General features: G+C 65.0%; 23 protein-coding genes. 6 read left to right on the top strand and 17 right to left on the bottom strand.

The annotated features are described in order from the left end of the window. Nucleotides 1–367: 367 nt before the first annotated feature. Nucleotides 368–1114, bottom strand: coding sequence for an adenosylcobinamide-GDP ribazoletransferase (locus BR00_RS03520; protein ID WP_496476230.1), 747 nt, complete (start codon nucleotides 1112–1114; stop codon nucleotides 368–370). Beyond that, complete coding sequence (locus tag BR00_RS03515) at nucleotides 1111–1878, bottom strand: SAM hydrolase/SAM-dependent halogenase family protein (RefSeq protein WP_496476229.1); 768 nt, start codon at nucleotides 1876–1878, stop codon at nucleotides 1111–1113. Before BR00_RS03515 ends, BR00_RS03520 begins: the two co-directional genes overlap by 4 nt. A 138-nt stretch (nucleotides 1879–2016) precedes the next feature. On the opposite strand from BR00_RS03515, the gene BR00_RS03510 reads away from it, so the two are divergent. From BR00_RS03510 to BR00_RS03500, 3 genes are all read left to right on the top strand, one after another. Continuing rightward, the gene (locus BR00_RS03510) at nucleotides 2017–3201 is read left to right on the top strand and encodes a TraB/GumN family protein (RefSeq protein ID WP_496476228.1); all 1185 of its coding nucleotides are present in this window, start codon (nucleotides 2017–2019) and stop codon (nucleotides 3199–3201) included. Next, nucleotides 3201–3806: an NF038143 family protein gene (locus tag BR00_RS03505; RefSeq protein ID WP_496476227.1), complete on the top strand. Its 606-nt coding sequence runs from the start codon at nucleotides 3201–3203 to the stop codon at nucleotides 3804–3806. Before BR00_RS03510 ends, BR00_RS03505 begins: the two co-directional genes overlap by 1 nt. 69 nt (nucleotides 3807–3875) lie before the next feature. Beyond that, nucleotides 3876–4106 carry a hypothetical protein gene (locus tag BR00_RS03500; RefSeq protein ID WP_496476226.1) on the top strand — a complete coding sequence of 77 codons (231 nt, stop codon included), beginning with the start codon at nucleotides 3876–3878 and terminating at the stop codon, nucleotides 4104–4106. A gap of 69 nt (nucleotides 4107–4175) precedes the next feature. On the opposite strand, the gene cydB is transcribed toward BR00_RS03500, so the two are convergent. The 15 genes from cydB to BR00_RS03425 form a co-directional block, all read right to left on the bottom strand. Continuing rightward, nucleotides 4176–5201 (bottom strand): cytochrome d ubiquinol oxidase subunit II, encoded by a 1026-nt coding sequence (gene cydB / locus BR00_RS03495; protein WP_496476225.1) that lies wholly within the window; start codon nucleotides 5199–5201, stop codon nucleotides 4176–4178. A gap of 12 nt (nucleotides 5202–5213) precedes the next feature. Next, entirely contained in the window at nucleotides 5214–6527 is a 1314-nt protein-coding gene (locus tag BR00_RS03490) for a cytochrome ubiquinol oxidase subunit I (RefSeq protein ID WP_496476224.1), read from the bottom strand. Nucleotides 6528–6537: 10 nt separating this feature from the next. Beyond that, the gene (locus BR00_RS03485) at nucleotides 6538–7254 is read right to left on the bottom strand and encodes a DVU0298 family protein (RefSeq protein ID WP_496476223.1); all 717 of its coding nucleotides are present in this window, start codon (nucleotides 7252–7254) and stop codon (nucleotides 6538–6540) included. A 9-nt stretch (nucleotides 7255–7263) separates the two neighbouring features. Beyond that, entirely contained in the window at nucleotides 7264–8472 is a 1209-nt protein-coding gene (locus BR00_RS03480) for an FprA family A-type flavoprotein (protein ID WP_496476222.1), read from the bottom strand. Nucleotides 8473–8498: 26 nt separating this feature from the next. Further along, on the bottom strand, nucleotides 8499–8660 hold the full coding sequence (gene rd / locus BR00_RS03475) for a rubredoxin (protein ID WP_496476221.1): 162 nt from the start codon (nucleotides 8658–8660) through the stop codon (nucleotides 8499–8501). Nucleotides 8661–8726: 66 nt separating this feature from the next. After that, nucleotides 8727–9164, bottom strand: coding sequence for a Fur family transcriptional regulator (locus BR00_RS03470; protein ID WP_496476220.1), 438 nt, complete (start codon nucleotides 9162–9164; stop codon nucleotides 8727–8729). A 76-nt stretch (nucleotides 9165–9240) separates the two neighbouring features. Then, nucleotides 9241–10239 (bottom strand): glycosyltransferase family 9 protein, encoded by a 999-nt coding sequence (locus tag BR00_RS03465; protein WP_496476219.1) that lies wholly within the window; start codon nucleotides 10237–10239, stop codon nucleotides 9241–9243. Then, a complete protein-coding gene (locus tag BR00_RS03460) occupies nucleotides 10227–11354 on the bottom strand; it encodes a glycosyltransferase family 4 protein (RefSeq protein ID WP_496476218.1) in 1128 nt (375 codons plus the stop codon). Before BR00_RS03460 ends, BR00_RS03465 begins: the two co-directional genes overlap by 13 nt. Then, entirely contained in the window at nucleotides 11351–11953 is a 603-nt protein-coding gene (locus BR00_RS03455; RefSeq protein ID WP_496476217.1) for a D-glycero-alpha-D-manno-heptose-1,7-bisphosphate 7-phosphatase, read from the bottom strand. Before BR00_RS03455 ends, BR00_RS03460 begins: the two co-directional genes overlap by 4 nt. A gap of 48 nt (nucleotides 11954–12001) precedes the next feature. Then, the gene (locus BR00_RS03450; protein WP_496476216.1) at nucleotides 12002–13048 is read right to left on the bottom strand and encodes an energy transducer TonB; all 1047 of its coding nucleotides are present in this window, start codon (nucleotides 13046–13048) and stop codon (nucleotides 12002–12004) included. 156 nt (nucleotides 13049–13204) lie between these two features. After that, nucleotides 13205–15340, bottom strand: coding sequence for an L-lactate dehydrogenase (quinone) large subunit LdhH (ldhH, locus tag BR00_RS03445; protein WP_496476215.1), 2136 nt, complete (start codon nucleotides 15338–15340; stop codon nucleotides 13205–13207). After that, nucleotides 15340–15969, bottom strand: coding sequence for a LutC/YkgG family protein (locus BR00_RS03440; protein ID WP_496476214.1), 630 nt, complete (start codon nucleotides 15967–15969; stop codon nucleotides 15340–15342). The genes ldhH and BR00_RS03440 overlap by 1 nt, the downstream gene beginning before the upstream one ends. Before the next feature lie 178 nt (nucleotides 15970–16147). Further along, entirely contained in the window at nucleotides 16148–17908 is a 1761-nt protein-coding gene (locus BR00_RS03435; protein WP_496476213.1) for an ABC transporter ATP-binding protein, read from the bottom strand. Next, on the bottom strand, nucleotides 17905–18909 hold the full coding sequence (locus tag BR00_RS03430) for a polysaccharide deacetylase family protein (RefSeq protein WP_496476212.1): 1005 nt from the start codon (nucleotides 18907–18909) through the stop codon (nucleotides 17905–17907). The genes BR00_RS03435 and BR00_RS03430 overlap by 4 nt, the downstream gene beginning before the upstream one ends. Next, nucleotides 18906–19943, bottom strand: a complete 1038-nt coding sequence (locus tag BR00_RS03425) for a glycosyltransferase family 4 protein (RefSeq protein ID WP_496476211.1) — start codon at nucleotides 19941–19943, stop codon at nucleotides 18906–18908. The genes BR00_RS03430 and BR00_RS03425 overlap by 4 nt, the downstream gene beginning before the upstream one ends. A 241-nt stretch (nucleotides 19944–20184) precedes the next feature. On the opposite strand from BR00_RS03425, the gene pgl reads away from it, so the two are divergent. The 3 genes from pgl to zwf all read left to right on the top strand — a co-directional run bounded on the left by pgl (nucleotide 20185) and on the right by zwf (nucleotide 23618). Beyond that, nucleotides 20185–20970, top strand: coding sequence for a 6-phosphogluconolactonase (gene pgl, locus BR00_RS03420; RefSeq protein ID WP_496476210.1), 786 nt, complete (start codon nucleotides 20185–20187; stop codon nucleotides 20968–20970). Between the two features lie 23 nt (nucleotides 20971–20993). Beyond that, nucleotides 20994–22091: a transaldolase gene (tal, locus tag BR00_RS03415; protein WP_496476209.1), complete on the top strand. Its 1098-nt coding sequence runs from the start codon at nucleotides 20994–20996 to the stop codon at nucleotides 22089–22091. Nucleotides 22092–22160: 69 nt separating this feature from the next. Continuing rightward, the gene (zwf, locus tag BR00_RS03410) at nucleotides 22161–23618 is read left to right on the top strand and encodes a glucose-6-phosphate dehydrogenase (RefSeq protein ID WP_496476208.1); all 1458 of its coding nucleotides are present in this window, start codon (nucleotides 22161–22163) and stop codon (nucleotides 23616–23618) included. The last annotated feature ends 48 nt before the right edge of the window (nucleotides 23619–23666 follow it).

Below are 23666 nucleotides of genomic sequence, written 5' to 3'. Positions count from 1 at the left end.
GGCGGACGGAGAGGCCTTTGTCCTTGTCCCCGTTGTCACGGGAAAATCTTCGGAAGAACCGGCTTCTGAGGAAAAATCGTTGGCAAGAGGGGCCCAGGAACGGGAGCAGACCTCCCCTGCGGCAGAATCCTCATGGCACTGGTATCTTCACCCTCGTGAACCCATAGCGAGGGCGATTCATAACCCCCAGGAGACAACTCCGGGGACTTGGTAGGGGAACAACAACCATTGGTGGAAACCATGACATTTTTATTGTCCCAAACCGTCCCAAAAAGGTGACATTTTCATTGGCGGTTTACAATAGGGAGCGTCATACGTATGGTCTTGTGACGCCGCCTGCGGCGGGCGAGTCGTGTTGAGCCGTCGCTCAGGAGCAGACAAGGAACGCGGTCTCCGTCCAGACGATGGCGGCGCCGAGAAAGTCTCCGTTGAGTCCCTGGTGGCGGCGGGCGAGGTGGAGAAGAAATCCCAGCCCGAGGCTGCAGAGGAAAAGCGCGGCACCCAACTGGGCAAAAGGCATGGCAATCCAGGCGGCAAGGCCTGCGGCCAGAAGGTTGGCCCCAAGGGCTGGGGGTGTTGCGCCGCGCAGTGTGAGGCTTCCCAGCCCTGGCCTGGTCCATGGCCGCCCCGCATAGGCGAGTGTGAGGCAGGCCAGGCGGCCTGCGTATGGGGCAAGGAAAATGGGTTCGAAGCGCGCCGCAGCGCAGAGGTGGCCAAGGGCCGCCCCTTGCAGTCCCACCCCCAGGACCATGGCGAGGACCCCGAAGGCGCCGATGCGGCTGTCCTTGACGATAGCCCAAAAGCGGTCGCCTTCTGCCCGTGCTCCCCAGGCGTCGGCTACGTCCGCCAGTCCGTCCCAATGGAGCCCCCGGGTGAGGGCCGCCCCTATTCCCACGAGGGCAAATCCTGCCACGAGCGGAGGAAGCAGCATGTGCATGGCCCACGCCGCTGCGGCGAGCAGCGCGCCGAGAACAGCTCCCACGAGGGGATAGAACGGGACGCTGGAGACGATGTCCGCTTCCGAGCAGGCATTGCGCGGTCCTGGGAAAATGGTGAGAAAGGCTAGGGCCAGGTGGATGCGGCGCCAGAGGCGGCTGATGGGCGCGGCGTTCATGCCGGGGTGGAGGGATCGGCTGGGACGAGGGAGACCAATGCTCCGGCGCCAAGCCCCAGCAGGTGCGCGGCCGATGCCTCCCGCAGGGCAAGTTCCCAGACCCCTTGGCTTCCCCGGAGCACCCCGAGCTCTTGGGGGGCCAGGTCGCTGTAGGTGCGTACGACGCGCGCGGGCCGATCTTCCACCAGGAGGTGGGCGGGCAGTGGGGTATTGGCGGGAAGCTCCATCAGACAATTGCCGAAGCGGTCCACATGCGCCACGCGGGTAAGGATCTGCCCGGGGGAAGGCGCCGGAAGCGCGGGAAGGCTCACGAGGGGCTGCGTCCCCCACGGCGTTGCCACAGCGATCGGCGGGTCCCCCAAGGCAAGGCGCACCGCCACGGGGGCGAGGACGTCCCGGCCGTGGAAGGTGGCGCTGGGCGCTTCAGGCATGGAGATGCGCCAGAGCGTCCCCTGGTGGGCCAGGGGGGTAAGTAGGCCGTTGTCCGGGGCGAGGATACGGAGCTCAGGGGTCTCCCAAAGCACCATGGCCCGCTCGGTGCCCACTCCCGGGTCCACCACGGCGAGTACGATGCTTTGCGCCGGTAGATAGGGGATGCTGGCTGTAAGGAGAAAGGCCGCCTCGCAGACGGCGTGGGCCGTGATTTCGTGCGTGAGGTCGATGATGGCGGCGTCGCGGCAGCCTGCCAGGAGCACCGCCTTCATCTGGCCCACGTAGGGGCTGGTGTGGCCGAAATCGGTGAGGAGCACAAAGACAGGGCGCATGGGCTCTGTCTACGGCGACGATGCGGTATTGTCGAGGGGACGCGGCTTGCTTTCCCTGCGGGGGACGGCTACCACAACGCGCCACGGGCGTTGCGGCGAAGGTCGCTCCAGCCTGGATTTTTGCTGCAAGGAACCCTCATGACTGCGACAGATTCTTCCTCCTCGTTGCCCGCTTCGGTAACCTCCGTCACACTTCCTGGACGAACGGTGTATCTCGTTGGCACTGCCCACGTATCCCGTCAAAGTGTGGATGATGTACGCCATACAGTCCACGCCGTAGATCCGGATACCGTTTGCGTGGAGCTGTGCCCTGCCCGCTACCAGTCGTTGTCGGACCCCGAGTCCTGGCGTCGGATGGATGTATACCGCGTTATCCGGCAAGGCAAAGCGGCGTTTTTGCTCATGCAACTCATTCTTCAGGCTATGTACCGCCGTATCGGGGATCGTTTGGGGGTGCAGCCCGGCGCCGAGATGCTTGCGGCTGTGGAGCTTGCCCGAACCCATGGCGCGCAATTGGTGTTGGCGGATCGTGACGTGCAAGTGACCTTGAAGCGTGTCTGGGGCGGCATGGGCTGGTGGACCAAGATGCGGTTTTTTGGCCAGCTTTTGTGGAGTATCTTTGACGATGAGGAAGTCGATGCCGCTTCGGTGGAGCGTCTCAAAGAGTCTGACGCCCTGACGGCGGCCATGGCGGAATTGGCGGAAGGATTTCCCGAGATCAAGGCCAGGCTTATCGACGAGCGCGATCGGTATTTGGCGGAAAAGATTCGTCAGGCCCCGGGAGAACGCATCGTCGCTGTGGTGGGGGCCGGGCACGTGCCGGGCATCGTGCGCCATATCGAGGAACCGTGCGATCTCGCTCCTCTGGAGGAAGTGCCGCCGCCTTCGCCGTGGGGGCGGGTTGTGGCGTGGCTCATCCCTGCGCTCATCGTCGCCCTGGTGGTGCTCGGGTTTTTTCGTGGCGGTGCGGCATTGACCGGTGAGGCGGTGCTCATCTGGTTTGGCGTGCATGGCACGCTTTCGGCGCTGGGTGCTGCCGTGGCTTTGGGCCACCCGTTGGCGGTGCTCTCGGCCCTGGTGGCCTCGCCGTTTACCAGTCTCAATCCCATGATCGCCGCGGGATGGGTGGCGGGGCTCGTGCAGGCCTGGGCGCGCAAGCCCACGGTGGCGGACCTGGAGGCCTTGCCCCAGAGCATCCTTACGGTGCGTGGTTTTTGGACCAATCCGGTCAGCCGCATCCTCCTCGTCGTGGTGTTCGCCAATATCGGAAGTTCGCTCGGGACCTTTATTTCCGGCGGCTGGATCTTTGCGAAGGTGTTGTGATGGACGTATCGCTCGTTGACCGCCAGGCCCTGGTGCTCGCCGCGGAAGAAACCCTTGCGGCCCGGCTTGCGCAGGCGGTTTTGCCGCGGCCCAAGCCTTCGGTGTGGATGATTCTGCTCCCGCCGCTTTTCGTGTTTTTTGCCTTGGACATGCAGCGCCATAAGAAGGAAGCGAAGATCTTCGCCGACGGGTTTCTCTTTACCAAGCGCTTGGCCCTGAAACTTGCAGGAGAAGCCGCCGCCCAAGGCGGTGCGGCCCCAGCAGTGGTCTTTCCGGACCCGCCCTCGGAGATCGGAACGCCTGCGGCCTGGGAGCGTATCCGGGCCGCGCAGGCCAAGGAAGTAGCGCTCCTTCAGGAACACTATGGTCGCCTGCTGGCGGCTCAGGGAGCTACTTACGCAGGTCTGGTGCAGGGAGCTTACGGGACCCCAGGGGAATATCTCGCCTTTTGCAATGCCCTGCGTCAGGCGGAGGCTGCGGTCAACGCCTGCATGCTCGAAGAGATCCACACCACGGCCGCAGCGAAAGAGGCCACCGCCGCCATGGAAAACGCCTTGGAAGAATTGCGGCTCGAGCAAATGCGTCGCATTTTTGGCATGCGCTAAGCTTGTCTTTCGTTTTTGGGGCATTATGTTTCCTGGAGGAAGATGCCCAGGCGTCTTCAGGAGGCAGTCATGTATATCGCCACCGCACGCATTCCGCGTCACGCCTATGAAGAGAACGGGGAAGCTCGGCGTAAGATGGAGGGAATTTTGTCCCACTTGCGGGAGCTTGCCTTGGATGTGGGCATGGACCCCGACCGCAACGTGGTGATCCAGCGCCTTGATGACGAGATCCGTGTGGGGATCTCGCCGGAGTTGGATCTCTATTTGCGTGAGTCCCCGGGGGAGTGGAATCTCAATTAGCCCTGTGAGGGCGCTAACAAAGCCCCCTGGAGTCGGATGGCTCCAGGGGGCTTTGGCGTGGAGGGAGGCTTAGTAGGCGTTGTCGTGGGAGAGATCGCGCTCGTCCATCTTGTGGGAGAAGGTGCGGTACATCCACACCTGATAGAGCGCTACCACCGGCACGAAGATCAGGGCCACCAGCAGCATGATGGACAGGGTTTTGGTGCTGGAGGCGGCGTTGAACGCGGTGACGGAGGCTGCCGGGTCCAGGCTGGAGGGTAGGATATTGGGATAGAGCCCGGTCACCCCGAAGAGGGTGAGGCCGGCGATGAGCCCTGCGGACAGGGCCCAGGCCTTCCAGCCCGCTCCCTTTTGGATTTCCTTGCGCACCAGCACGAGGCACCCCACGGGGATGGCCAGAAGCACCAGAAGCAGCGGGTTGGTGAGGTAGTTTCGCAAAAGGCCCGTCAACGGTACGGTCAGGACCACGAACAGGGCGATGGCCGCCGCCAGGATGGGGTAGATGCGCCCGGCCATGGCCACGGCCCGGTCATGGAGTTCTCCATGGGTGCGCAGGGCGAGCCACAGGCAGCCGTGCAGGGCAAAAAGGAGCACGAAGAGCACGCCGCCCGCAAGGCCATAGGGATTGAGCAGGGAGAAGAAATTCCCCTGAAAGATGCCTTGCTTGTCCAAGGGAAGGCCCTGGAAGATATTGGCAAAGGCAACTCCCAAAAGCAGCGCGGGCAGGAAGCTGCCGATGACCATGGCCCAATCCCATAGCGCCCGCCAGCGGGGACAGTCGTGCAGATGACGGAACTCGAAGGCCACGCCGCGGATGATGAGGGCGATGAGCAGCAGCATCAGCGGCGTATAGAGGCTGCTGAACATGATGGCATAGGCCGTGGGGAAGGCGGCGAAGGTGACGCCGCCGGCAGTGATGAGCCACACCTCGTTGCCGTCCCAGAAGGGGCCCATGGCGTTCAAGATGGTGCGGCGGTCGGTATCGGTTTTGCCCAGGACCGGCAGCAGGGCGCCTAGACCCAGGTCAAAGCCGTCCAGCACGAAATACACCGACCAAAGAATTCCCCAGACGAGAAACCAGATGGTCTCCAGCATGGCACGTCCTCCTTACGCAGGCTTGGGGCCCTTGCGGGCGTAGATGGTGAGCATGGCGATGTCCGCTGCGCCGAGCAGAGCGTAGAGCACCGTGAGCGCCACCAGGGAGAAGGCCACTTGGCTCGTGGCCACGGGGGATACGGCGTCGGCGGTCCGCATGAGGCCGTAGACGATCCAGGGTTGGCGCCCCACTTCCGCTACCATCCAGCCTGCTTCAATGGCCAGATAGGGGACGGGGATGGCGTAGGGCAAAAGGCGCAGGAGTGTGGAGGACTGCTCCAGACGGTTGCGGGAGAGCCAGGCCCAGGCCGCTAAAGCGATCATGAGGGTGCCCAGCCCCACCATGGCGCGGAAGGAGAGAAAGGTGACGAGCACCGGCGGCCGGTCTTCCTTGGGCCATTCCTTGAGCCCTTGCACCGGCGCAGTGAAGGAGCCGTGGGCGAGAAAGGAGAGACCACCGGGAATGCCCAAGGCCTCGATGGCATTTTGCTCGTTGTCTTCATCCGGGAGCACCAAGAGATACATGGGCGCGCCCTCACCCTTTTGTGGGGTCTCCCACAGAGCTTCCATGGCCGCCAGCTTGGCCGGCTGGATGCGGGTGACTTCCTGGGCGTGATGATGGCCCTGGGTGGCCACCACGACGGAAAAGATCAACGCAAAGAGAGAACCCAAGCGGAAGGAGCGGGTGAAGAAATCGGTTTCGTTTTTGCGCAGCAGATGGAATGCCGAGATCCCCATGACGAAGAAACCGGCCAGGGCAAAGGCTCCGGACAGGGTATGCACGTACTGCTGCCAGGCGAAACCGTTGGTGATCACGGCCAGAAAACTCTCGAGCTCGGCGCGGCCGTTTTGCAGGACGTAGCCCACGGGGTGCTGCATGAAGCCGTTGGCCAGCAAGATCCACAGGGCGGAGATATTGGAGGCTGCGGCCACAAGCCAGATACAGGCGGCGTGCATCTTGGGAGAGAGTTTGTCCCACCCGAAGATCCAGGCCCCAAGAAAGGTGGATTCCAGGAAAAAGGCCAGGGTCGCCTCGATGGCGAGCAGCGAACCAAAGATGTCGCCCACGTAGGCCGAGTAGCGGGACCAGTTGGTGCCGAACTGGAATTCCAGGGTAATGCCCGTGACGATGCCGAGCACGAAGTTGATGACGAAGAGTTTGCCCCAGAATTGGGTCATGCGTTTGTACACCGGGTCCCCGGTGCGCACATACTTGGTCTCCATGATGGCCACCAGAATGGAGAGCCCCAAGGTCAGGGGCACGAAAATGAAATGGAACATGGTGGCCATGGCGAATTGCAGACGCGAGAGCCACAGTACGTCCATAGCAATCTCCTTAGGGTTGGGGGTGGGAAGGAGCGGGCTTGCCCAGCGTGGCGAGGGCCTCGGCGGCCAGGGCGCCGACCGTGGTCGTGCTCAGGGTGCGTTGGCGGTAGATCTCCAGGGACGCGGGGTCGTGGACGCAGGCCCGAAGCCCTGGCGCGGCCTCGACAAGACGCAGGCTTCCTGCGGTCCATGCGGCAAGGCCGCGGATACCGGCATCGGGCTCATGGAGGGCGGCGATGATATCCGGGGCTGCGTCCACCACGTGTTCCGGCCGTACCTCGGCTAGGCGGCCCAGACCCCAGAAGGCCCCGCGGCGCAAGGGGGCGTACTCCAGAAAGCAGTCCGGGCAGTCGTTTGCGGCTTCGTGGATGTAGGCCCGCAGGATCTTGGCGTACTCGTTGGCCATGCGGGGACTTTGCGCCATGATTTCGGCCATGGCCTCGGGCGCTCCCCAGCCGATGCCGCCGGACTCGTCGTTGAGGCTCCACAGAAAGCGGCGCATGACCACCCGGGCGGATTCCGGGGCGGCCTCGGCCATGGCGGCCACCACCAGGCCAAAGGCCGTCACCGCATGCCAGCGCACCAAGGGATCTGGATGGAGGAGGGCCCCAAAGAGCCCTCCTACCACGTGTTCGCCGGGCACGGCCAGGAGTTCGTCCAGTCGCGCCTCCCATTGGGGATGGGCGAGGAGTTCCAAAACCCAGGTTTTGCGCTGGCGGCGGTTCATGGATGTTCCTTAGGCGCGGCTGTCCACGCGTTCGATGATGGCCTGGCCCACGCGGCGGCCCAAGTCCTTGCACTCGGCAAGCTTGGCGTGATCCGGCACGTTCTTGGCCTTGACCCCGGGTTCCACCACATCCACCTTGGCGCTCTTGAGCCATTCCGCGATGGTGGCGATGGCCTCACCGCTCCAGCCGTAGGAACCGAATGCGGCCCCGACGCGGCCCACCGGCCGCAGGCCTTTCATGTAGGTGAGGAAGTCGGCCATGAGGGGAAGGATGCCGTTGTTGTGGGTGGGAGAGCCGCACACGATGCCCGTGGCTGTGGCCAGCTCCGCCATGACATCGCTGTGGTGGTACTCCTTGAGGCTCATGATCCGCACCCCCACGCCGGTTTCCGCAATGCCTTCGGCGATGGCCTTGGCCATCTTTTCCGTGGAGTGCCACATGGTGTCATACACCACCACCGCGCGCTTGCCGGTCTTCTGTTCGGCGTAGTCCTTGTACGCCGCCAGGATGTCCGCCACGTGCGAGCGCCAGATGATGCCGTGGTCCGGGGCGATCATGTCGATCTCCCAGCCGAGCTCGCCCACCTTGCCCAAAACATCGAGCACCCGCGGAGAGTAGGGGAGCACGATGTTGTGGTAGTAGTGGGAGGTGGCGCTCATGAGGCGACCGAAGTCCACCTCGTCGTCGAAGCGTTCGCTGGTGGCCAGGTTTTGGCCGAAGGCGTCGTTGGAGATGAGGAGCTTGTCCTCCGGGATGTAGGAGAACATGGAGTCCGGCCAATGAAGCATGCGCGTCTCCAGGAAGTGGACGGTACGCGCGCCCAAGGACAGCGTGTCTCCTGATCCCACCACGTGGTAGGGCCAGTCGGGCTGGTGGAAGTGATCGAGCAGCATGCGATGCCCCATCTTGGAGCAGATGACTTTCTCGGGCCGGATATGCTCCATGAGGAAGGGCATGGCGCCCGCATGATCGGGCTCGATGTGGTTGCAGACGATGTAGTCGATCTTTTCCAGGGGGATGATGGAGCGGATCTGGTGGTAGAGATCCCACTGGAACTTTTGTGGCGCGGAGTCGAAGAGGGTGATCTTGTCGTCCAGCACGAGGTAGGCGTTGTAGGTTGTGCCTTCCGGAGAGCGGGAATACCCATGGAAATCATGGATGTTCCAATCGACAACACCGACCCAATAGACGTTTTTTTTGATCTCAATGGCAGCCATCGTGGTCCTCAATTAGCTTTCTTTAATTAGCTTTCTTTGACGAAATCCGCTTTGCTTGCCCCACATACGGGACACTCCCAGTCTTCGGGTAGGTCTTCGAAGGCCGTTCCCGGCGCAATGCCGCTGTCGGGATCGCCTTGGGCGGGGTCGTACACATAGCCACACAGGGTGCACACGTATTTGCTCATGGTTTGCTCCTTTAGATGAAGTTGAGGGTTGAAGGATAGTTCTCCATATAGCTCAACGGGGTGGCACTATCCAGCATTTTTTTCTTGAGGAGGATTGGATTCGTCCTGGCGCTGCTGGCATTGGGGGCAGATGCCTGTCAGCTCCAGCTCGTAGCCCGTAACTTGGTATGGAGTGTCCAGGGCGTGCAGATCCACAGGAAGAGGAAGCGGGCGCCATATGTCGTCCACCCGGCCGCATGCCTGGCAGCGGATATGATGATGCGGCCGCATATCCGCATCGAAGCGCTTCTGTTGGGAGGCCATCTCCAGCACGCGCACCAAGCCCAGATCCGCCAGCACGTCCAAGTTGCGGTACACTGTCCCCAGGCTGATGCGCGGCAGCCGCCGTTTGGCCATGGCGTAGACCTCTTCGGCCGTGGGATGTGTTGTCACGCGGCGAAGTTCTTCCAGGATCACTTGGCGCTGGCTGGTCAGGCGCATGTCTTTTTTGAGATATTCGCGCATGGCGACCTCCTTGATGTTGATGATAATCTTTATTGGTAAAATCGAGGCTCGTCAAGACGCAAAGAAAGCTTGGGGACTACGGCAGGACGCGGGCGCGCCAGCGGAGGATGCTGGCGGCGATGGATTGGGGATCCAAGCGGTCAAGACAAGTGGCGCCGTCTGGGCAAGGAGTTTTGCCGTGGAGCGAGCACGGGGCTTTGGGGCATGATGCGGTAAGGATGTGGTGACGGTCTCCTTCCGGGACGAATCCCCAATGGGCCGTGGTGGGGCCAAAGAGGGCGAACACCGGGGTGTCCACTCCCCAGGCCAGGTGCATGGGGCCGGAGTCGCCGGTGACAAGTCCCTGGCAGAGGGAAAGCAGCGCCATGGTCTGCCGCAGGCTGTCGCGGCTGGTGCGATCTACGGGGCTGTGGGCGATGAGCGGGGTGGAACTGTGGCCGATGACGAGGCAGGGGACGTCGGCTTCCTGGAGGGTGCACAGCAGGGTGCGCCACCAGGCGGGCTTTGGGGTCTTGGCGGGATGGGTGGCGTAGGGGTGCAGGGCCAGGGGGCGGCAGAGCCCGAGGTCCTTGAGCAGGGCGCTCGCCCAGGCAAGTTCTTTGGGCGAAGGAAAGAGGCGGGGCACAAGGCTCGTGCGCTCCGGGGCCTGATGCTCCAGGGCCAGGGCGTAGCGCTGGGGCACGGAGGAGGCGAGGAGACGTACGCCCATGCCGGGGTGGTGGGTGGCGCGAAAGAGGCGTCGGCTCAGGCTGAACTTGGGATAGCGATGTACTGGGCCGTGCCAGAGCATCTGGAGCAGGCGGGTGCGCAGGGTGCCGTGGAGGTCGATGAGGGGGAATCCGGCAAAACGGCGCGCCAGGGTGCGCGCGAAGCACAGCCAGCCATGGGGGCTGCGGTGCGCGTCAGTAACCGCGATGACGTCGCGCACCGCTGGGTGGCCGGCAAAGAGGGGGGTGAGGGGGTCGCGGGTGACCACGGTGAACGTCATGCCTCGGGTTTGGTGCCAGAAGTGGAGCACCCCGGTGGTGAGGGTGACGTCGCCCAGGGCGCTCAGGCGGACCATCACCGCGTGCATGGCGCCTCCAGGAGCTCCCGGTAGATGGCGGCGAGGCGGGCGGCCACGGCCTGGGGGTGAAAGTTGGCGACCACATGGGCGCGGCCGGCCTGGCGCAGGTTTTCGGCCAGGGCGCTGTCTTCGAGGACGCGGGCCATGGCCTGCGCCAGGCGTTCGGCATCCGCAGGCGGGGTATAGATGGCCCCAGGGCCGCCGGCTTCGGCAAAGCAGGAGCCAGTGGAGGTGACCACCGGGGTGCCGCAGGCCAAGGCCTCCACGATGGGAAGGCCGAAGCCTTCGGCCTCGGAGGGGTAGGCGAGGAGCTCCGCTGCTGCGTAGAGCCCGGGCAAAAGCTCTGCCGCCACATGGCCGAGGAACGTCGCCGATACCCCAAGGCGCTGCGCCTGCTGGCGCAAGGAGGCCTCCAGCGGTCCGGTGCCCGCCAGGACCAGGGCCGGGCGCTGGGAACGCGGAAGTCTTCCCAGGGCTTCCACCAGCGTCGCCGCGCCCTTGCGGGGGATGAGGCTTCCTACGAAGAGGACGAAGCCTTGCGGGAGGTCCATTTGGCGGCGGGCCTCCTGGGGGGGGACCGGGGGCGGACCGAAATAGACCTCCGGGCAGGCCTGGTAGACCACGCGGATGCGCTCGGCAGGGACGGCCAGGCGGTCCATGAGCTCCTGCCGGGTGGCCTGGCTGATGGCCAGGACGCAGTGGGCCTTGGCGATGCTCGCCTGGTATTTCACGCGGTAGAGGAGCCGGTCCACTGCCGGGTAGCGGTGCGGGTGGGAAAGGAAGAGCAGGTCATGCACCGTGACCACGGAGCGCACGCCGTGGGGGAGCGGGACAAGCGGCAGTTCGTGGGACAGGCCATGGTAGATGTGGACCCCGGCGCGGGCCACGTCCCTGGGCAGGGCGAAGCTTCGCCACAGCGGGGCGAGGCTTCGGGGAAGGCGCGGGGAGATCACCGTTGCTTCCGGGGGGACCTGGTGGGCATAGGGGCCGCCGGCCTGGGGGGTGTAGAGTATCAGGCGCAGACCTTTTTGGTAGCGGGCCAGGGCCTGGATGGTGGTGCGGGCGTAGGTGCCCAGACCCGTGGCGTTGGTGAAGAAGCGCTTGGCGTCCAATCCGATGATCACCGCTCCTCCCGGGCAGTCAGCAGGGCTTTGAGCACTGCGGCAAGGCTCGAGGCCTGCAGATCAGGCCATTGGGGGTGCGCGGGAAGCGCCATGAGGTCACCCGCAAGGGGCGGAAGCCCCAGGCGCTTGGCGTGCGCCTCGCCGTGGCCGGTGCGCACCAAGGCGGTCATGCAGCCTTGGCTTCGACCCAAGGCCACGTCCGAGATCTTGTCCCCCACCACCAAGGTGGAGCCGGGATCAAGCCCGTGCTCCTGGTCCAAGGCCTCCCATTGGCCTGGGGCAGGCTTGCGGCAGCGGCAGCCCTCTTCTGGGGCGTGCGGACAAAAGGCGGCGCCGGCAAGGGTAATGCCTTGGGCAGCCAACAGCTCCGTGAGGCGGGCCTGCACGCGGACGAGGTCCGCCTCGCGGAAGATCCCCCGGCCGATGCCACTTTGGTTGGAGACGAGGAAAAACCGCACTCCCAGCTGGCACAGACGGGCCATGGGGCCGGTCACTTCGGGGATGAGGCGCACGGCATCCGGGTCGCAGAGGTAGTGGCACTCCTCGATGAGGGTGCCGTCCCGGTCGAGCAGTACGGTATCGATGGCAGCAAGCGGCATGGGGGGCCTTGTGGCCGGGGATGCGGCCAAGGTCAACTGTCCACGGGGCTAGCGGAGCTGGAAACGGATGGGGACGCGCACCCAGGCGGCCACGGCTTGGCCGTGGTGCCTGCCCGGAGAAAACCGCCAGCGCGAAAGCGCTTCCGTCACCGCCTCCTCGAAGATTTCGGGCGGGGTGGCGGACTCGATGACCACCTCCTGCACCGCGCCGGTGGTTCCTACGAGCACCCGGGCCGTGACCATGCCCTGGATGCCTTGGCGCCGGGCCATGAGGGGATAGACGGGGTCACGGCGGCGGATAAGGCGCGGCGGGGTGTCGATGCGCCCTGCGTCCCACGCGCCGCCGTCACCGCCGCCCCTGTGGCCCGTATCGGTCACTTCCCCGCGGCCAGGACCCGTGCCCCATGGCGATCCTGCCCCCTCTGGCGAGCCTGTGGCAGCGGCTCTTCTGCCGAGCCCGGCGTCCGTTGCAGGGCTTGGGGGCGCGGCTTCGGGGGACTTTTGGGCGGCAGATGCAGTCTCTTCGATTTTTTGGGGAGAAACGGCCGGCGTGGGCTTGGGGGCGGAGCGCCGGGGGGCTGGGCGGGGCGTGGTGGCCGTGGCTTTGGGGCGCGCTGGGGATGGGGCGGCAACGGGTTTGGGGAGCGGCAGCGGCGCTGACGGGCTGCTTGCCTGGGGAGCGGAAGCGGTGAGGGGGGCAACAGGCGGCCTTTGGGGGTGCGGCGCTGCCAACGCAGGTCCTTGGGCCATCGAGGCCCCTGGGGAAGAGCCCTTGCCGGGAAAGGCAGGCGACGTCCCCGGGCCAAGACCCCAGGAAAGCACCAGGACTGCGGGCGGGGAAGATGGCTGGGGCGGCTTGCGGCAGTCCACGGCCGCTACCACAGCCAGGTGCATGAGGAGCGCGGCCGCGAGGCATGCCAGCGCCGGGATGCGGCGCGGTGCGGGGGCGTGGGGTTCCACCGGGCCGCTTGGGGCCGCAGGCGCGTCTGCCAGTGCAGCACCATCCAGGTCCATTTCCCACGCATCGAGCATGTCGTCTGCGAGAGGGAGATACGGCATGTCCTGGTGGGTGGAAGAAGGATGCGCGCTGGGCATAGCCGGAAGAATTCCCTTGATACCGAATGTCGCATCCGTGCTACGCGGCGGCCTGGTCTGTGGTCAAGGCGTGGGGTCGGCGCTTTGCCGGGCGCAAAAAACGCCCCGGAGGTTGGGACTCCGGGGCGTTTGTGGGTATGGGGGGTATGGGCCGGGCTACTTGTCGTTGAGGTGGGCGGCCAGCACCTCGGCGATATGCCGGACTTCGAAGCCGTGGCCGTGTTGGATGGCCCCGCCGCGCAGTTGCATGACGCAGCCCGGACATTCGGTGACCAAGGTCTCGGCATGGGTGCGGGCCACATCGGCCAGTTTGAGCTTGAGGATGTTCTCCGACACCCCCGGGAACTTGGCGGAATAGGTGCCGCCAAAACCGCAGCACACCTGTTCGAGCTCCGCCGGGGCGTACTCGTAGCCCGCGGTCTTGAGGAGCTGCCGTGGCTCTTCGGTGACGCCCATGCCGCGGCACAGGTGGCAGGGGGCGTGGAGCGTGGCCCGTTCCATGGTCTGCTGGAAGCGCTCCGGAGCTACGTTCAGGCTGGAGACGAATACCGAAAAGGGCATGACCTTGGCGGCAAAGGCCTGCACCTCCGGGCTGTCTCCGAGGAGGTGCCCGTAGCCATGGGCAAGGTGCGAGGCGCACGAGGCGCACAGGGTGACGATGGCGTCATAGTCGCCGGCAAGGGCCGCCATGTTCTGCCGCGCCACGTCCTGGGCCGCGGCCTTCTCGCCCATGGTGGAGAGGGGAAGCCCGCAGCAGCTTTGCTCCATGGGGAAATCCACGGCCACCCCCAGGCGACCCAGGACCTGCAGCGCGGCTTCCAGTTGTTCCGGATACACGAAGTCCTGCACGCAGCCCGAGAACAGGGCGATGCGCTTGACGGGCCGCTCCACCTGGGGACGCAGGCGGGCAAAGCGGTCGCGGAAGGGGACCTCGGCAATGGCGGGCAGTGCCCGAAAGCCGTGATCCTTGGCGAAGATCTCCGGCAGGTGCCGGATGTAGCCGCCCTCGGCCACGGGTTTTTGGGCGAACTTGGCCGCCCGCAGAAGCCCATGGAAGAATTTGCGGTTCTTCATGGCCATGGACAAAAGCGCCGAGCTCATGGGTCGGCCGTCTTCTTCGTTGATGCGGGCGCGGATCTCCTGGATGAGCAGGGGCAGGTCGATGCCCGCGGCGCAGATGTTCTTGCAGGCCTGGCAGTTGATGCAGTTTTGCGCCAGGGTCTTGGCCTTGTCCTTGCCGTGGAAGAAGTAGGTGAGGATGAGGCCGATGGCACCGATGTAGATATGGCCCATGGCGTGGCCGCCCACCATGCGGTACACCGGGCACACGTTGGCGCAGGCCCCGCAGCGCACGCAGCGCAGCACCTGTTTGAAGAGCGGGTCCTTGGCCAGGGCGCTTCTGCCGTTGTCGAGGAAGATGACGTGCATCTCCTTGGTGCCGTTGGGCGCAGCCGCACAGGGATTGGCCCCGGTAATCCAGGTGACGTAGCTGGTGATGGCCTGGCCGGTGGCGTTCTTGGGCAGCACCCGGAGGATGTGCAGGGCGTCTTCCAGGGTGGCGCACAGCTTGTCGATGCCGGTGAGCACCACGTGCACCCGTGGCAGGGTGGAGACCAGGCGGGCGTTGCCTTCGTTGGTGACGATGCCGATGGTGCCGGTCTCGGCGATGGCGAAATTGGCGCCGCTGATGCCCATGTCTGCGGCTGCGTACTTGGGCCGCAGTTCGCGGCGGGCCACCTTCACCAGGCGCTGGATGTCCGTGGGCTGGGTCTGGCGGGTCACTTGCGAGAAGAGGTCCGCCACCTGGTAGCGGGAGAGGTGGATGGCGGGCATGACCATGTGGCTCGGGCCTTCGTGGCGCAGTTGGATGATCCACTCGCCGAGGTCCGTCTCCGTGACCTCGAAGCCTTCGGCCTCCAGGGCGTGGTTGAGCAGGGTCTCTTCGGCGGTCATGGACTTGGATTTCACCACCGTGCGGCAGCCGGCCTCCTTGCCGATGCGGGTCACCAAGGCGTTGGCTTCGGCGGCGTCCTTGGCCAGATGCACGTGCACCCCGCGTTTTTCCGCCTCGGCCTTGAACTGGGCAAAGAGCCCGTCCAAGCGCTTCAGGCCCTGGTCTTTGACTTCCGCCACCTTGGCGATGAGGGCGGCCACGTCGTATTCCCGGAAGGCGTTGGCGCGGCCCGTGGGATAGGCGGTGGCGAACTTGTCCATGGCCTCGCGCAGGAAGGCGTTGTCCAGGGCGGCGCGGATGTCTTTGTTGTAGTCGCGAAGGGTCTTGGCGGTATGCATTAGGCTTCCTCCACCAGCAGGATGTGCAGTTCCAAAGGTCCATGGACCCCAAGGGCCAGGACGCGCTCGATGTCCGCCGTGCGGCTGGCGCCGGTGATAAAGGCCAGGTAATTGGGGTTTCGCCCCAGCATGCGGCGCAGCTCGTCGGCGATGCTTTCCGCCGTGGGCGCGATGCGGTTTTTGGGTAGCACCGCCACGTGGATCTCGCCGAGCATGGTGGCCAGACGCACTTCCTCGCTCACGGAATCGAGCACCAAGGTGCCGGTTTCGGCAATGCCGTACTGGCAGACGGTAAAGCCGATATCCACCCCCCCGAGATGCTCGCGCAGGCCGTTTTCGATGACGGAGATGCCGTTTTCCTTGGCCCGGGCCACGAGAAGCTCGCGGGTGGCGGCATCGATCCCAGGGGCGGCGATGATCTTGCCCCACTCTTTGAGGCCACACAGATCCCGTCCCACCGGGGAGAGGGATTCGTCGCAGCCGGAGACGAGGATCTGGCAGGCCTCCTTGTGGACGCACAAATCCACGGTGTAGGCCACAGCTTCAGCCATGGTCTCCACTTCACTCACCACGGCCGAGACCGCTTCGGCCTTGGCGCGAAAACGCGCCACAATCGCACTCTGTTCCATGCAGGACTCCTTCTTCAGCAAAGGTTTGCCGGGGATCTTTGCCGGAATCGTGCCAGAGTGCGTGGAGTAAAAATCGTAAGAGATATTTGGTTGTTGATCGAAGGAGCCGCCCGCTTTCCAGCGGGCGGGCCATCCGCGCTGGGGGATTTGCCCCAAGGGGTTGGGGCAAATCACGCAGTCAGGAGGCGCCGAGCTGCATCTGGGCGATGGCGCGGTAGAGGGGGCAGGAGGCGAGGAGTTCCTGGTGCCGACCTTGGGCGATGATGCGGCCGGACTCCATGACCACGATGGCATCGGCTTCCACCACCGTGGAGAGGCGGTGGGCGATGACCAGGCTGGTGCGGCCTTCCATGAGGTTGTCCAGAGCCTGCTGCACCATGCGTTCGGACTCGGTGTCCAGAGCGCTGGTGGCCTCGTCGAGGATGAGCAGCTCCGGGTTTTCCAAAATGGCCCGGGCAATGGTGATGCGCTGTTTCTGGCCGCCGGAGAGTTTGACCCCGCGCTCGCCCACCACGGTGTCGTAGCCCTGGGGAAGCTGGGAGATGAAGTCATGGGCAAAAGCGGCCTGGGCGGCCTGGATGACCGCCTCCATGGGGGCGTCGGGCCGACCGTAGGCGATGTTGTCGCGCACGCTGCCGTTGAAGAGGAAATTGTCCTGGGAGACCACACCGAGGAAGCGGCGCAGGCTCGCCAGGTCATAGTCTTCGATGGGCCGGCCGTTGAGGAGGATGCGGCCGGAGTCGTGGAGATAGAACCGGGGGATGAGGGCCGCCAGGGTGGACTTGCCGGCGCCGGACGGGCCCACCACGGCCACTTTTTGGCCGCGGGCCACGGTGAGACAGATGTCGTGGAGGGCCGGGGAGCTGGTCCCGGGATAGGTGAAGGAGACGTGCTCGAAGACGAGGTCCTGGAAGGGTGGCGTCAGCGGGATGCCGCCGCGGGGCTCTTCGGCAAGGCGTGGGTCGTCGAGCACCTGGAAGATACGCTCCGCCCCGGCCAGGGCCTTTTGGATGTCGAGGTTGGCGCTGGTGAGCTTTTTGAGGGGGTCGTAGAGCATCACCAGGGCGGTCATGAAGGAGAAGAAGGTGCCGGGCGTGGACTCGCCGGCGATCACCTTGGAGCCGCCGTACCAGATGACCACTCCCGCGCCCAGGGCGCCGATGAGCTCCATCACCGGCGAGGAGAGCTCGTTGTACTTGATCTGGCGCACGGCGATGTCCACCAAGCGGCCGTTTTCCCGGCGGAAGCGTTCGTCTTCGCGCTTTTCCGCGGCAAAGAGTTTCACCACCCGGATGCCGCTGAAGATTTCCTGCAAAAAGGAGGAGATGTCGGAGATGCGCGCTTGGTTTTTGCGCCCTAATTGGCGCAGTTTTTTGCCGAAGTAGAAGAAGGGATAGGCCGCCACCGGCAGCACCACCACCGCCAAGGTGGCCATGGCGGGATCGCGGTAGAAGACCACCCCCACCAGTCCCACCATGGTGAGGGCCTCGCGCACCAGCATCACCATGCTCGGCAGGCTCGTGCGCACCATGGTGACGTCACTGAGAATGCGCGACATGAGCATGCCGGTCTGGTTTTCCTCGAAAAACCCCACCGGCAGACGGATGATGCGGCTGTGGAGCTCTTCGCGCAATCGCTCCAGCACCTTGAGACCGCAGTAGTTCATCTCGTAGTTCTGCAGAAAGCGAAAGACCCCCTTGATGAGAAACACGGCGATGAGGGCCGCAGGGATGAGCACCAGGGCGTCTTCGTCCTTGCGGATGAAGATGTCGTCCAGAGCGGGCTTGACCAGGAAGGCCGCTGCCGCAGAGCAGGCGGCCACAATGCCCATGGAGACGAGAGAGACGACGATGCGCGTGCGGTAGGGGAGAAAATAGCGTAGCGTGCGGCGCAGCAGCTCAATGCTGCTTGTGTTCTGCGCTTCGTGGGAGAGTTTCATGCAAGAGGTACCTCGAAAGAGTGCAGATCCGGGTCGGGAGGAACGTTGCGGAAGCGTTTGCCAAAGAGTCGCGCCCCCCAGGTGGTGGCGTGCATGGCCAGACGCCGGCGCAGCCAGCCCACGCTTTTGCGGCGGCCCACGCCGATGCGCTGCACCCGGAAGGGGTCGGTGCCCGGCGCGTTGGGCCCGCGCTCCAGGGTGAAGGCCCCCGCGTGGCCGCTTGCGCGCGCCGCCTGGGTGGAGGCGGCGTCGAAGTGCCCCCACGGCCAGCAGAGCCATACCGCCGTATTGCCGGTGACTTCTTGGATGACTTCCCGGGAGCGGACAAGCTCCGCCAGGCAGTCCGTGGCGCGGGTCTCTGGGCTTCGGCGGGTGAGACGCACGGCGTGCGGCAGTTCCTCGGGCCAAAAACCGTCGTAGGCATAGGCGCTTCCCAGGGCAAAGACCGGGTAGCGCGGGTCTTCGGTGCGGTAGATGCCGGCCACGGCCCAGTGGCAGCCTTGGCCCACGGTGCCGGTGGGGACAGGGCTGATGAAGCAGCCCTGGTGCCGGGCGGTGTGGTTGTGCACCTCGAAGCCGAAGTCCTCCACCAGGGCGCGCACTTCGCTTGCGCGCAGAAAATGGGAAAAATCCTGCTGCCGCAGGGCCAGGCGCAGGCCATGGGAGAGCTTGGCCGGGGCGGGGCATTGGCTTGGGGTGCGCGCCGGCCCCTGGCCCAAAAAGTCGGTGATGGCGAAGAAGACGCCGTGCAGCCCAAGGCGCCGAAGGCGCGGGGCCACCTCGGTCCACATGCTCACGTGGCAGTCGTCGAAGGTGAGCATGAGGCTGCGCTCCGGCACCGGCGTTTTTCCCGTGAGTACGGCCAAAAGCTCCGCACAGGAGAGGGTACGCCAGCCGCTGCGCACGATCTCCTGCAGATGGGCCTCGAAGAGCTCGGCCGGGTGCCCGCCGGGGGTGCCCACGTCGTGGTAGCAGAGCACGGGAATGGATCTCGGGATCACTTTTCGGCTCCGTCAAGACCGTAGATGGCAAGAAGGCGCGCCACGCGCGTTGGCACGGAAAAGTCTTCGGCACGCCTTTGGGCCGCAGTCGCCAGCAGGATGCGCTCGCTGGGGACATCCAAAAGCCGGCCCACGGCCTGGGCCATGGCCTCCGGGTCTTCGGAGGCCACGAGGATGCCATCGCGACCGTGGGTGAGGATTTCCGGCACCCCGCCCACAGCGGTGGCCACAGGCGCGGCCCCGCAGGCCATGGCCTCCAAGAGGGCGTTGGGCTGGCTTTCCTGACGCGAGGCGAGCACGAAGATGCTGGTGGCGGAGAGCACACGCAGCACTTCCGCGTGGGCTACGGCGCCGTGAAAGCGGGTGCGCTCCAAGGCCGGCCCCAGGAGGGCTTCCCACCGGGGATCTGCGCGGGTCCCCACGACGTGCACCGCGAAGTCGCGGCGACGCTGGGCGAGGCTGGCCATGGCCGAGAGAAACACGTCCAGCCCTTTGTAGGGCTTGGTGCCGCCCACGAAGGTCACCCACGGCGGGCTGGGGCGGGTGGCGGGATCGGGACAGCCCTCGGGTATGGCGATGGCGTTGGGGATCACGTGGATCTTGCGCTTGGGGATCCACAGGCGGCGCAGCACCGTGGCTGCCGCCTCGGAGTTGCAGATGAGGCCGTCGAGTTGCGGGAGGAAGAACAACGGAAAGCTCCCTGGCACGAAGACCACCCCGCGGTTGAGAAACAGCCGAAAGCGCGCGCCAAGCAATTTGGCGAGGAGAAAGGCTTTGTACACCCGGCTATGGAAACAGTGCACCACGTCCGGCCGGATGTCTGCCAGGATGCGGCGTACTTGGGCGAGGCTCAGGCGGGGGCCTGACGGAATGCAGGTGACCGCGGCGTCCAGGGTGCCGCTGAGCTTGCGTCCCGTGGGGGCAACGACCGCGACCGAATGCCCGCCTGCCGCCAGGGCGTTGGCCGCCAGCGCCAGCTGGCGATTGCCGCCGGAGAGCTTGTCGGAGTTGGTGGCAAAAAGGATGGAAGGCACGTAACGACTCCAGTGCAGATCATGGCCGGGGGTTCGCGCCCCGGCACGGCTCGCATGGTCAAGGCCGGGCCCGAGGTCAAGGGGCAAGCGCAGACATCGGAGGAGTGCGATGCAGTGTTTTTTTCTTTATGATGTTTCCGTTGGACTATGCTGCGTTGTCCTCATTTGATAGCATCAGCGCAGACAAGCGCTTTTTCTGGCTGCTCGTCGCAGCGGGGATGGTGGAAGTGAGCTGGAGGGGATGATGGCGTTGGGTGTGGAAGTGTCGGTGTTCGAGCACGATCAAGCTGTGGGATGCGCGGTTGCGGCTGCCGTGGCCCAGGCGGCGCAGGCGTCCATCGCCTCCCGCGGGCGGTTTTGTGTGGCTTTTTCCGGCGGCTCGCTGGTGAACTTGCTGGCCCCTGCCTTCGTTGGGCTTGTGAACCGCCGGGAAATCCACTGCGCTGCGTGGCGTATTTTTTGGGTGGACGAGCGTTGGGTGCCGCACGCCAGCCCGGATTCCAATTACGGGCGGTTTTGCAGCGCAGTGCTGGATCGCGTGCCTTCCTGCGCACCGCAGGTGTATCCCATGCCCACCACCGGCTCCCTGGAGGCCGCTGCCCGTAGCTATGCCGCGACCTTACGCCAAGTAGTGGGAGCGAATCCCGGTGCTGCGCCCTCTTTGGACATGGTGCTTCTTGGCCTTGGCCGCGACGGACACACCGCCTCGCTCTTTCCCGGCCATCCAGCTTTGGAGGAGACCCGGCGCTGGGTGGTCCCGGTGCGCCATGCCCCCAAGCCCCCGGCAGTGCGCCTGACTCTGACCCTGCCGATGATCAACGCCGCCCGCCGTGTGCTTTTTGTGGTTGCCGGGGCCGGCAAGGCAGACGCCGTGGAGCGGGTGCTGCATTCTCCTGGGGATGCGCGTTTTCCGGCATCCCTGGTTGCGCCTGCAGGCGGTATGGTGCAATGGTTTCTCGACCATGAGGCCGCCCGCCGTGTGTCGCCTCGCCTGCGGGCAGCAGGCGCAGTCCACTGCGGAGAATGACCTGTTTCGTGAAGGAGGAAACCATGACCAAACTCCATGCCCTTGCGGCATTGGGCCAGTCCATCTGGTATGACAACATCCACCGCTCCCTTTTGGAGAGCGGTGGGCTTGCCGCTCTCATCCAGGCCGGAATCCGCGGGGTGACCTCCAACCCTTCCATCTTTGAAAAGGCCATCGTGGGCAGCACCGATTACGATGCCGCCATTGAGGCCTTGGCGGCCCGCGGCATGGGCGCAGCACAGATTGCCGAGACCTTGATGGTGGAGGACATCCAGCGCGCCGCGGACCTGCTGCGCCCGGTCTACGAAGAAAGCGCAGGTGAGGACGGCTATGTGAGCCTCGAGGTGAGCCCCGCCCTTGCCCATGACACCCAGGGCACCATTGCCGAGGCCCTGCGGCTTTGGCGCGCCGTGGACCGGCCCAACCTGATGATCAAGGTCCCGGCGACGCCTGCGGGGATCGCCGCCATCACGGCCCTTATCCGTCAAGGGGTGAGCGTCAACGTGACCTTGATCTTCGGGCTTGGCGCCTACCGCGCCGTGGCCGAGGCCTATATCGCCGGGCTTGCACAGTGGCTTGCCGCCGGAGGGAGTGCCCGGCAGGTGGCCTCGGTGGCCTCGTTTTTTGTCAGCCGCATTGATTCCGCCGTGGATGCGCTGTTGGAGGCGCGTGGCGCCCGTCACCTGCAGGGGACCATCGCCATCGCCTGTGCCAAGGCGGCTTATGGCCTGATGCAGGAGATCTTTTCCGGCCCGCGCTGGAGCGCCTTGGAGCGTGAGGGCGCGCGGGCGCAGCGCCTCCTTTGGGCGAGCACGAGCACCAAGAACCCTGCCTATCCGGACACCCTGTACGTGGACGCCCTCATCGGCGGCCGCACGGTGAACACCCTGCCTCCGGCCACCCTGGAGGCCTTTTGGGATCACGGCACCGTCGCGCCCACGCTGGCCCAGGGCCTGGATGCGGCGCACGAGCAATTGGCGGCCTTGGCCGCCCTGGGCATTGACCTGGAGGCCGTGGAAAAGCAGCTCCAGGAGGAAGGTGTGGCGGGGTTTGCCCGCTCCTTCGAGGCGTTACTGGCCAAGGTCGCGGCCAAGAGCGCCCGGCTCGCCCCTGGAGCGTGATGGGCGCGGCGCCGTGCGAAAGGGGGTCGTCCCCAAAGGGCGGGGCAGCGCAGCCCACAGGAGGTGTGCATGCATGCGCCTGGCATAACCACATTGGTGATTTTCGGTGCCTCCGGGGATTTGACCCGGCGCAAACTCATTCCGGCACTGTTCAATAACTTCTGTAAGGACCGCCTGCCACAGCCCCTGCGTATCGTCGGCTTTGCCCGGCGGCCATGGACGGATGACCAATTTCGGGAGCACTTGGCCGGCGGCCTTTCCCCGCAGCACGAAGGCCGCGCCGCCTGGCCTGCTTTTGCCCGAATGCTCCACTACTTCCGCGGAGATTTGGAGAACCCTGCGGACCTGGCGGCGCTGCACGCCTTTCTCCAAAAAGGGGAGTCCGGCCGGGCCAACCGCTTGTATTACCTGGCCACCGCTCCGGAGCTCTACGCCACGGCCTGCGCGCATCTGGCTGCTTCCGGCATGAACCTGGAGACAGCAGGCTACCGCCGTATCATCATCGAAAAGCCGTTTGGCCACGACATTGTCTCCGCCAGAGCGCTCAATGAGCAGGTGCACGATGTCTTTGCCGAGCATCAGGTTTTTCGTATCGACCACTATCTCGGCAAGGAAACCGCCCAGAATATCCTCTTCCTCCGCTTTGCCAATACGTTTTTCGAGCCTGTATGGAATCGGCATTACATATCCAACGTCCAGATCACCGTGGCAGAGAGCGTGGATGTTGGGCGGCGGGGGGCGTACTACGACCGGGCGGGCGTGCTGCGGGACATGTTCCAGAACCACTTGATGCAGCTTTTGGCCCTCACGGCCATGGAGCCGCCGGCGTCCCTGGACGCCGATGCCATTCGGAACGAAAAGGTGAAGGTCTTGGGCGCAGTGCGCCCCATCGCCCTCGGCGATACCGTGCGCGGGCAGTACGCAGGCTACCGGGAGACTCCGGGCGTGGCCCCGGATTCTTCAACCCCCACCTTCGCGGTGCTCAAGCTCTTCATCGACAATTGGCGCTGGCAGGGGGTCCCCTTTTATCTGCGCTCCGGCAAGGCCATGCTGACCAAAAGCAGCCTTATTGTCGTGGAATTCCAGCCGCCGCCCGACGTCATCTTCCATTTGGGACGCAAGGATTGTTTTCGTCCCAACTTCTTGTCCATCTGCATCCAGCCCGACGAAGGCATCCACCTGCGCTTCGAGACCAAGGTGCCGGACACGGTGGCGGAGTCCCGCTCGGTGCACATGAGCCACACGTATCGGGAGGCGTTTCCGGATGTGGCGCTCCCTGACGCCTACGAGCGTTTGCTGCTGGACGCCATGAAGGGAGATGCCGCGCTCTTTGCCCGCAGTGACGGCATCGAGACTGCGTGGCGTTTGATCGACCCGGTGATCTCCGGGTGGGACGGCGATCCCCACGCCCCGCCGCTTTGGATCTACCCCAAGAACAGCTGGGGACCGGAGGCGGCGGATGCGCTTCTGGCCAAGGGCGGCCACGCCTGGCGCATGGGGTGCTGTGGATTGCCCTGCGAACGGTGAGTGCGCGGGGCCCTGGCGTTTGCATCGACATACCAACTCCAGGAGGGG

The sequence above is a fragment of the Thermodesulfomicrobium thermophilum DSM 16697 genome, from assembly GCF_059568695.1.
Note: the sequence above shows the minus strand (reverse complement) of the source record. Positions and strands in the feature narration are given on the sequence as shown.

Coding starts and splice junctions, on each gene's coding strand:
- tal (WP_496476209.1), top strand. CDS start 20,994: ATGACCAAACTCCATGCCCTTGCGGCATTGGGCCAGTCCATCTGGTAT.
- BR00_RS03500 (WP_496476226.1), top strand. CDS start 3,876: ATGTATATCGCCACCGCACGCATTCCGCGTCACGCCTATGAAGAGAAC.
- BR00_RS03440 (WP_496476214.1), bottom strand. CDS start 15,969: ATGGAACAGAGTGCGATTGTGGCGCGTTTTCGCGCCAAGGCCGAAGCG.
- BR00_RS03455 (WP_496476217.1), bottom strand. CDS start 11,953: ATGCCGCTTGCTGCCATCGATACCGTACTGCTCGACCGGGACGGCACC.
- pgl (WP_496476210.1), top strand. CDS start 20,185: ATGATGGCGTTGGGTGTGGAAGTGTCGGTGTTCGAGCACGATCAAGCT.
- BR00_RS03505 (WP_496476227.1), top strand. CDS start 3,201: ATGGACGTATCGCTCGTTGACCGCCAGGCCCTGGTGCTCGCCGCGGAA.
- BR00_RS03520 (WP_496476230.1), bottom strand. CDS start 1,114: ATGAACGCCGCGCCCATCAGCCGCCTCTGGCGCCGCATCCACCTGGCC.
- BR00_RS03515 (WP_496476229.1), bottom strand. CDS start 1,878: ATGCGCCCTGTCTTTGTGCTCCTCACCGATTTCGGCCACACCAGCCCC.
- cydB (WP_496476225.1), bottom strand. CDS start 5,201: ATGCTGGAGACCATCTGGTTTCTCGTCTGGGGAATTCTTTGGTCGGTG.
- rd (WP_496476221.1), bottom strand. CDS start 8,660: ATGAGCAAATACGTGTGCACCCTGTGTGGCTATGTGTACGACCCCGCC.
- BR00_RS03450 (WP_496476216.1), bottom strand. CDS start 13,048: ATGCCCAGCGCGCATCCTTCTTCCACCCACCAGGACATGCCGTATCTC.
- BR00_RS03480 (WP_496476222.1), bottom strand. CDS start 8,472: ATGGCTGCCATTGAGATCAAAAAAAACGTCTATTGGGTCGGTGTTGTC.
- zwf (WP_496476208.1), top strand. CDS start 22,161: ATGCATGCGCCTGGCATAACCACATTGGTGATTTTCGGTGCCTCCGGG.
- BR00_RS03465 (WP_496476219.1), bottom strand. CDS start 10,239: ATGCACGCGGTGATGGTCCGCCTGAGCGCCCTGGGCGACGTCACCCTC.
- BR00_RS03435 (WP_496476213.1), bottom strand. CDS start 17,908: ATGAAACTCTCCCACGAAGCGCAGAACACAAGCAGCATTGAGCTGCTG.
- ldhH (WP_496476215.1), bottom strand. CDS start 15,340: ATGCATACCGCCAAGACCCTTCGCGACTACAACAAAGACATCCGCGCC.
- BR00_RS03485 (WP_496476223.1), bottom strand. CDS start 7,254: ATGAACCGCCGCCAGCGCAAAACCTGGGTTTTGGAACTCCTCGCCCAT.
- BR00_RS03470 (WP_496476220.1), bottom strand. CDS start 9,164: ATGCGCGAATATCTCAAAAAAGACATGCGCCTGACCAGCCAGCGCCAA.
- BR00_RS03510 (WP_496476228.1), top strand. CDS start 2,017: ATGACTGCGACAGATTCTTCCTCCTCGTTGCCCGCTTCGGTAACCTCC.
- BR00_RS03490 (WP_496476224.1), bottom strand. CDS start 6,527: ATGGACGTACTGTGGCTCTCGCGTCTGCAATTCGCCATGGCCACCATG.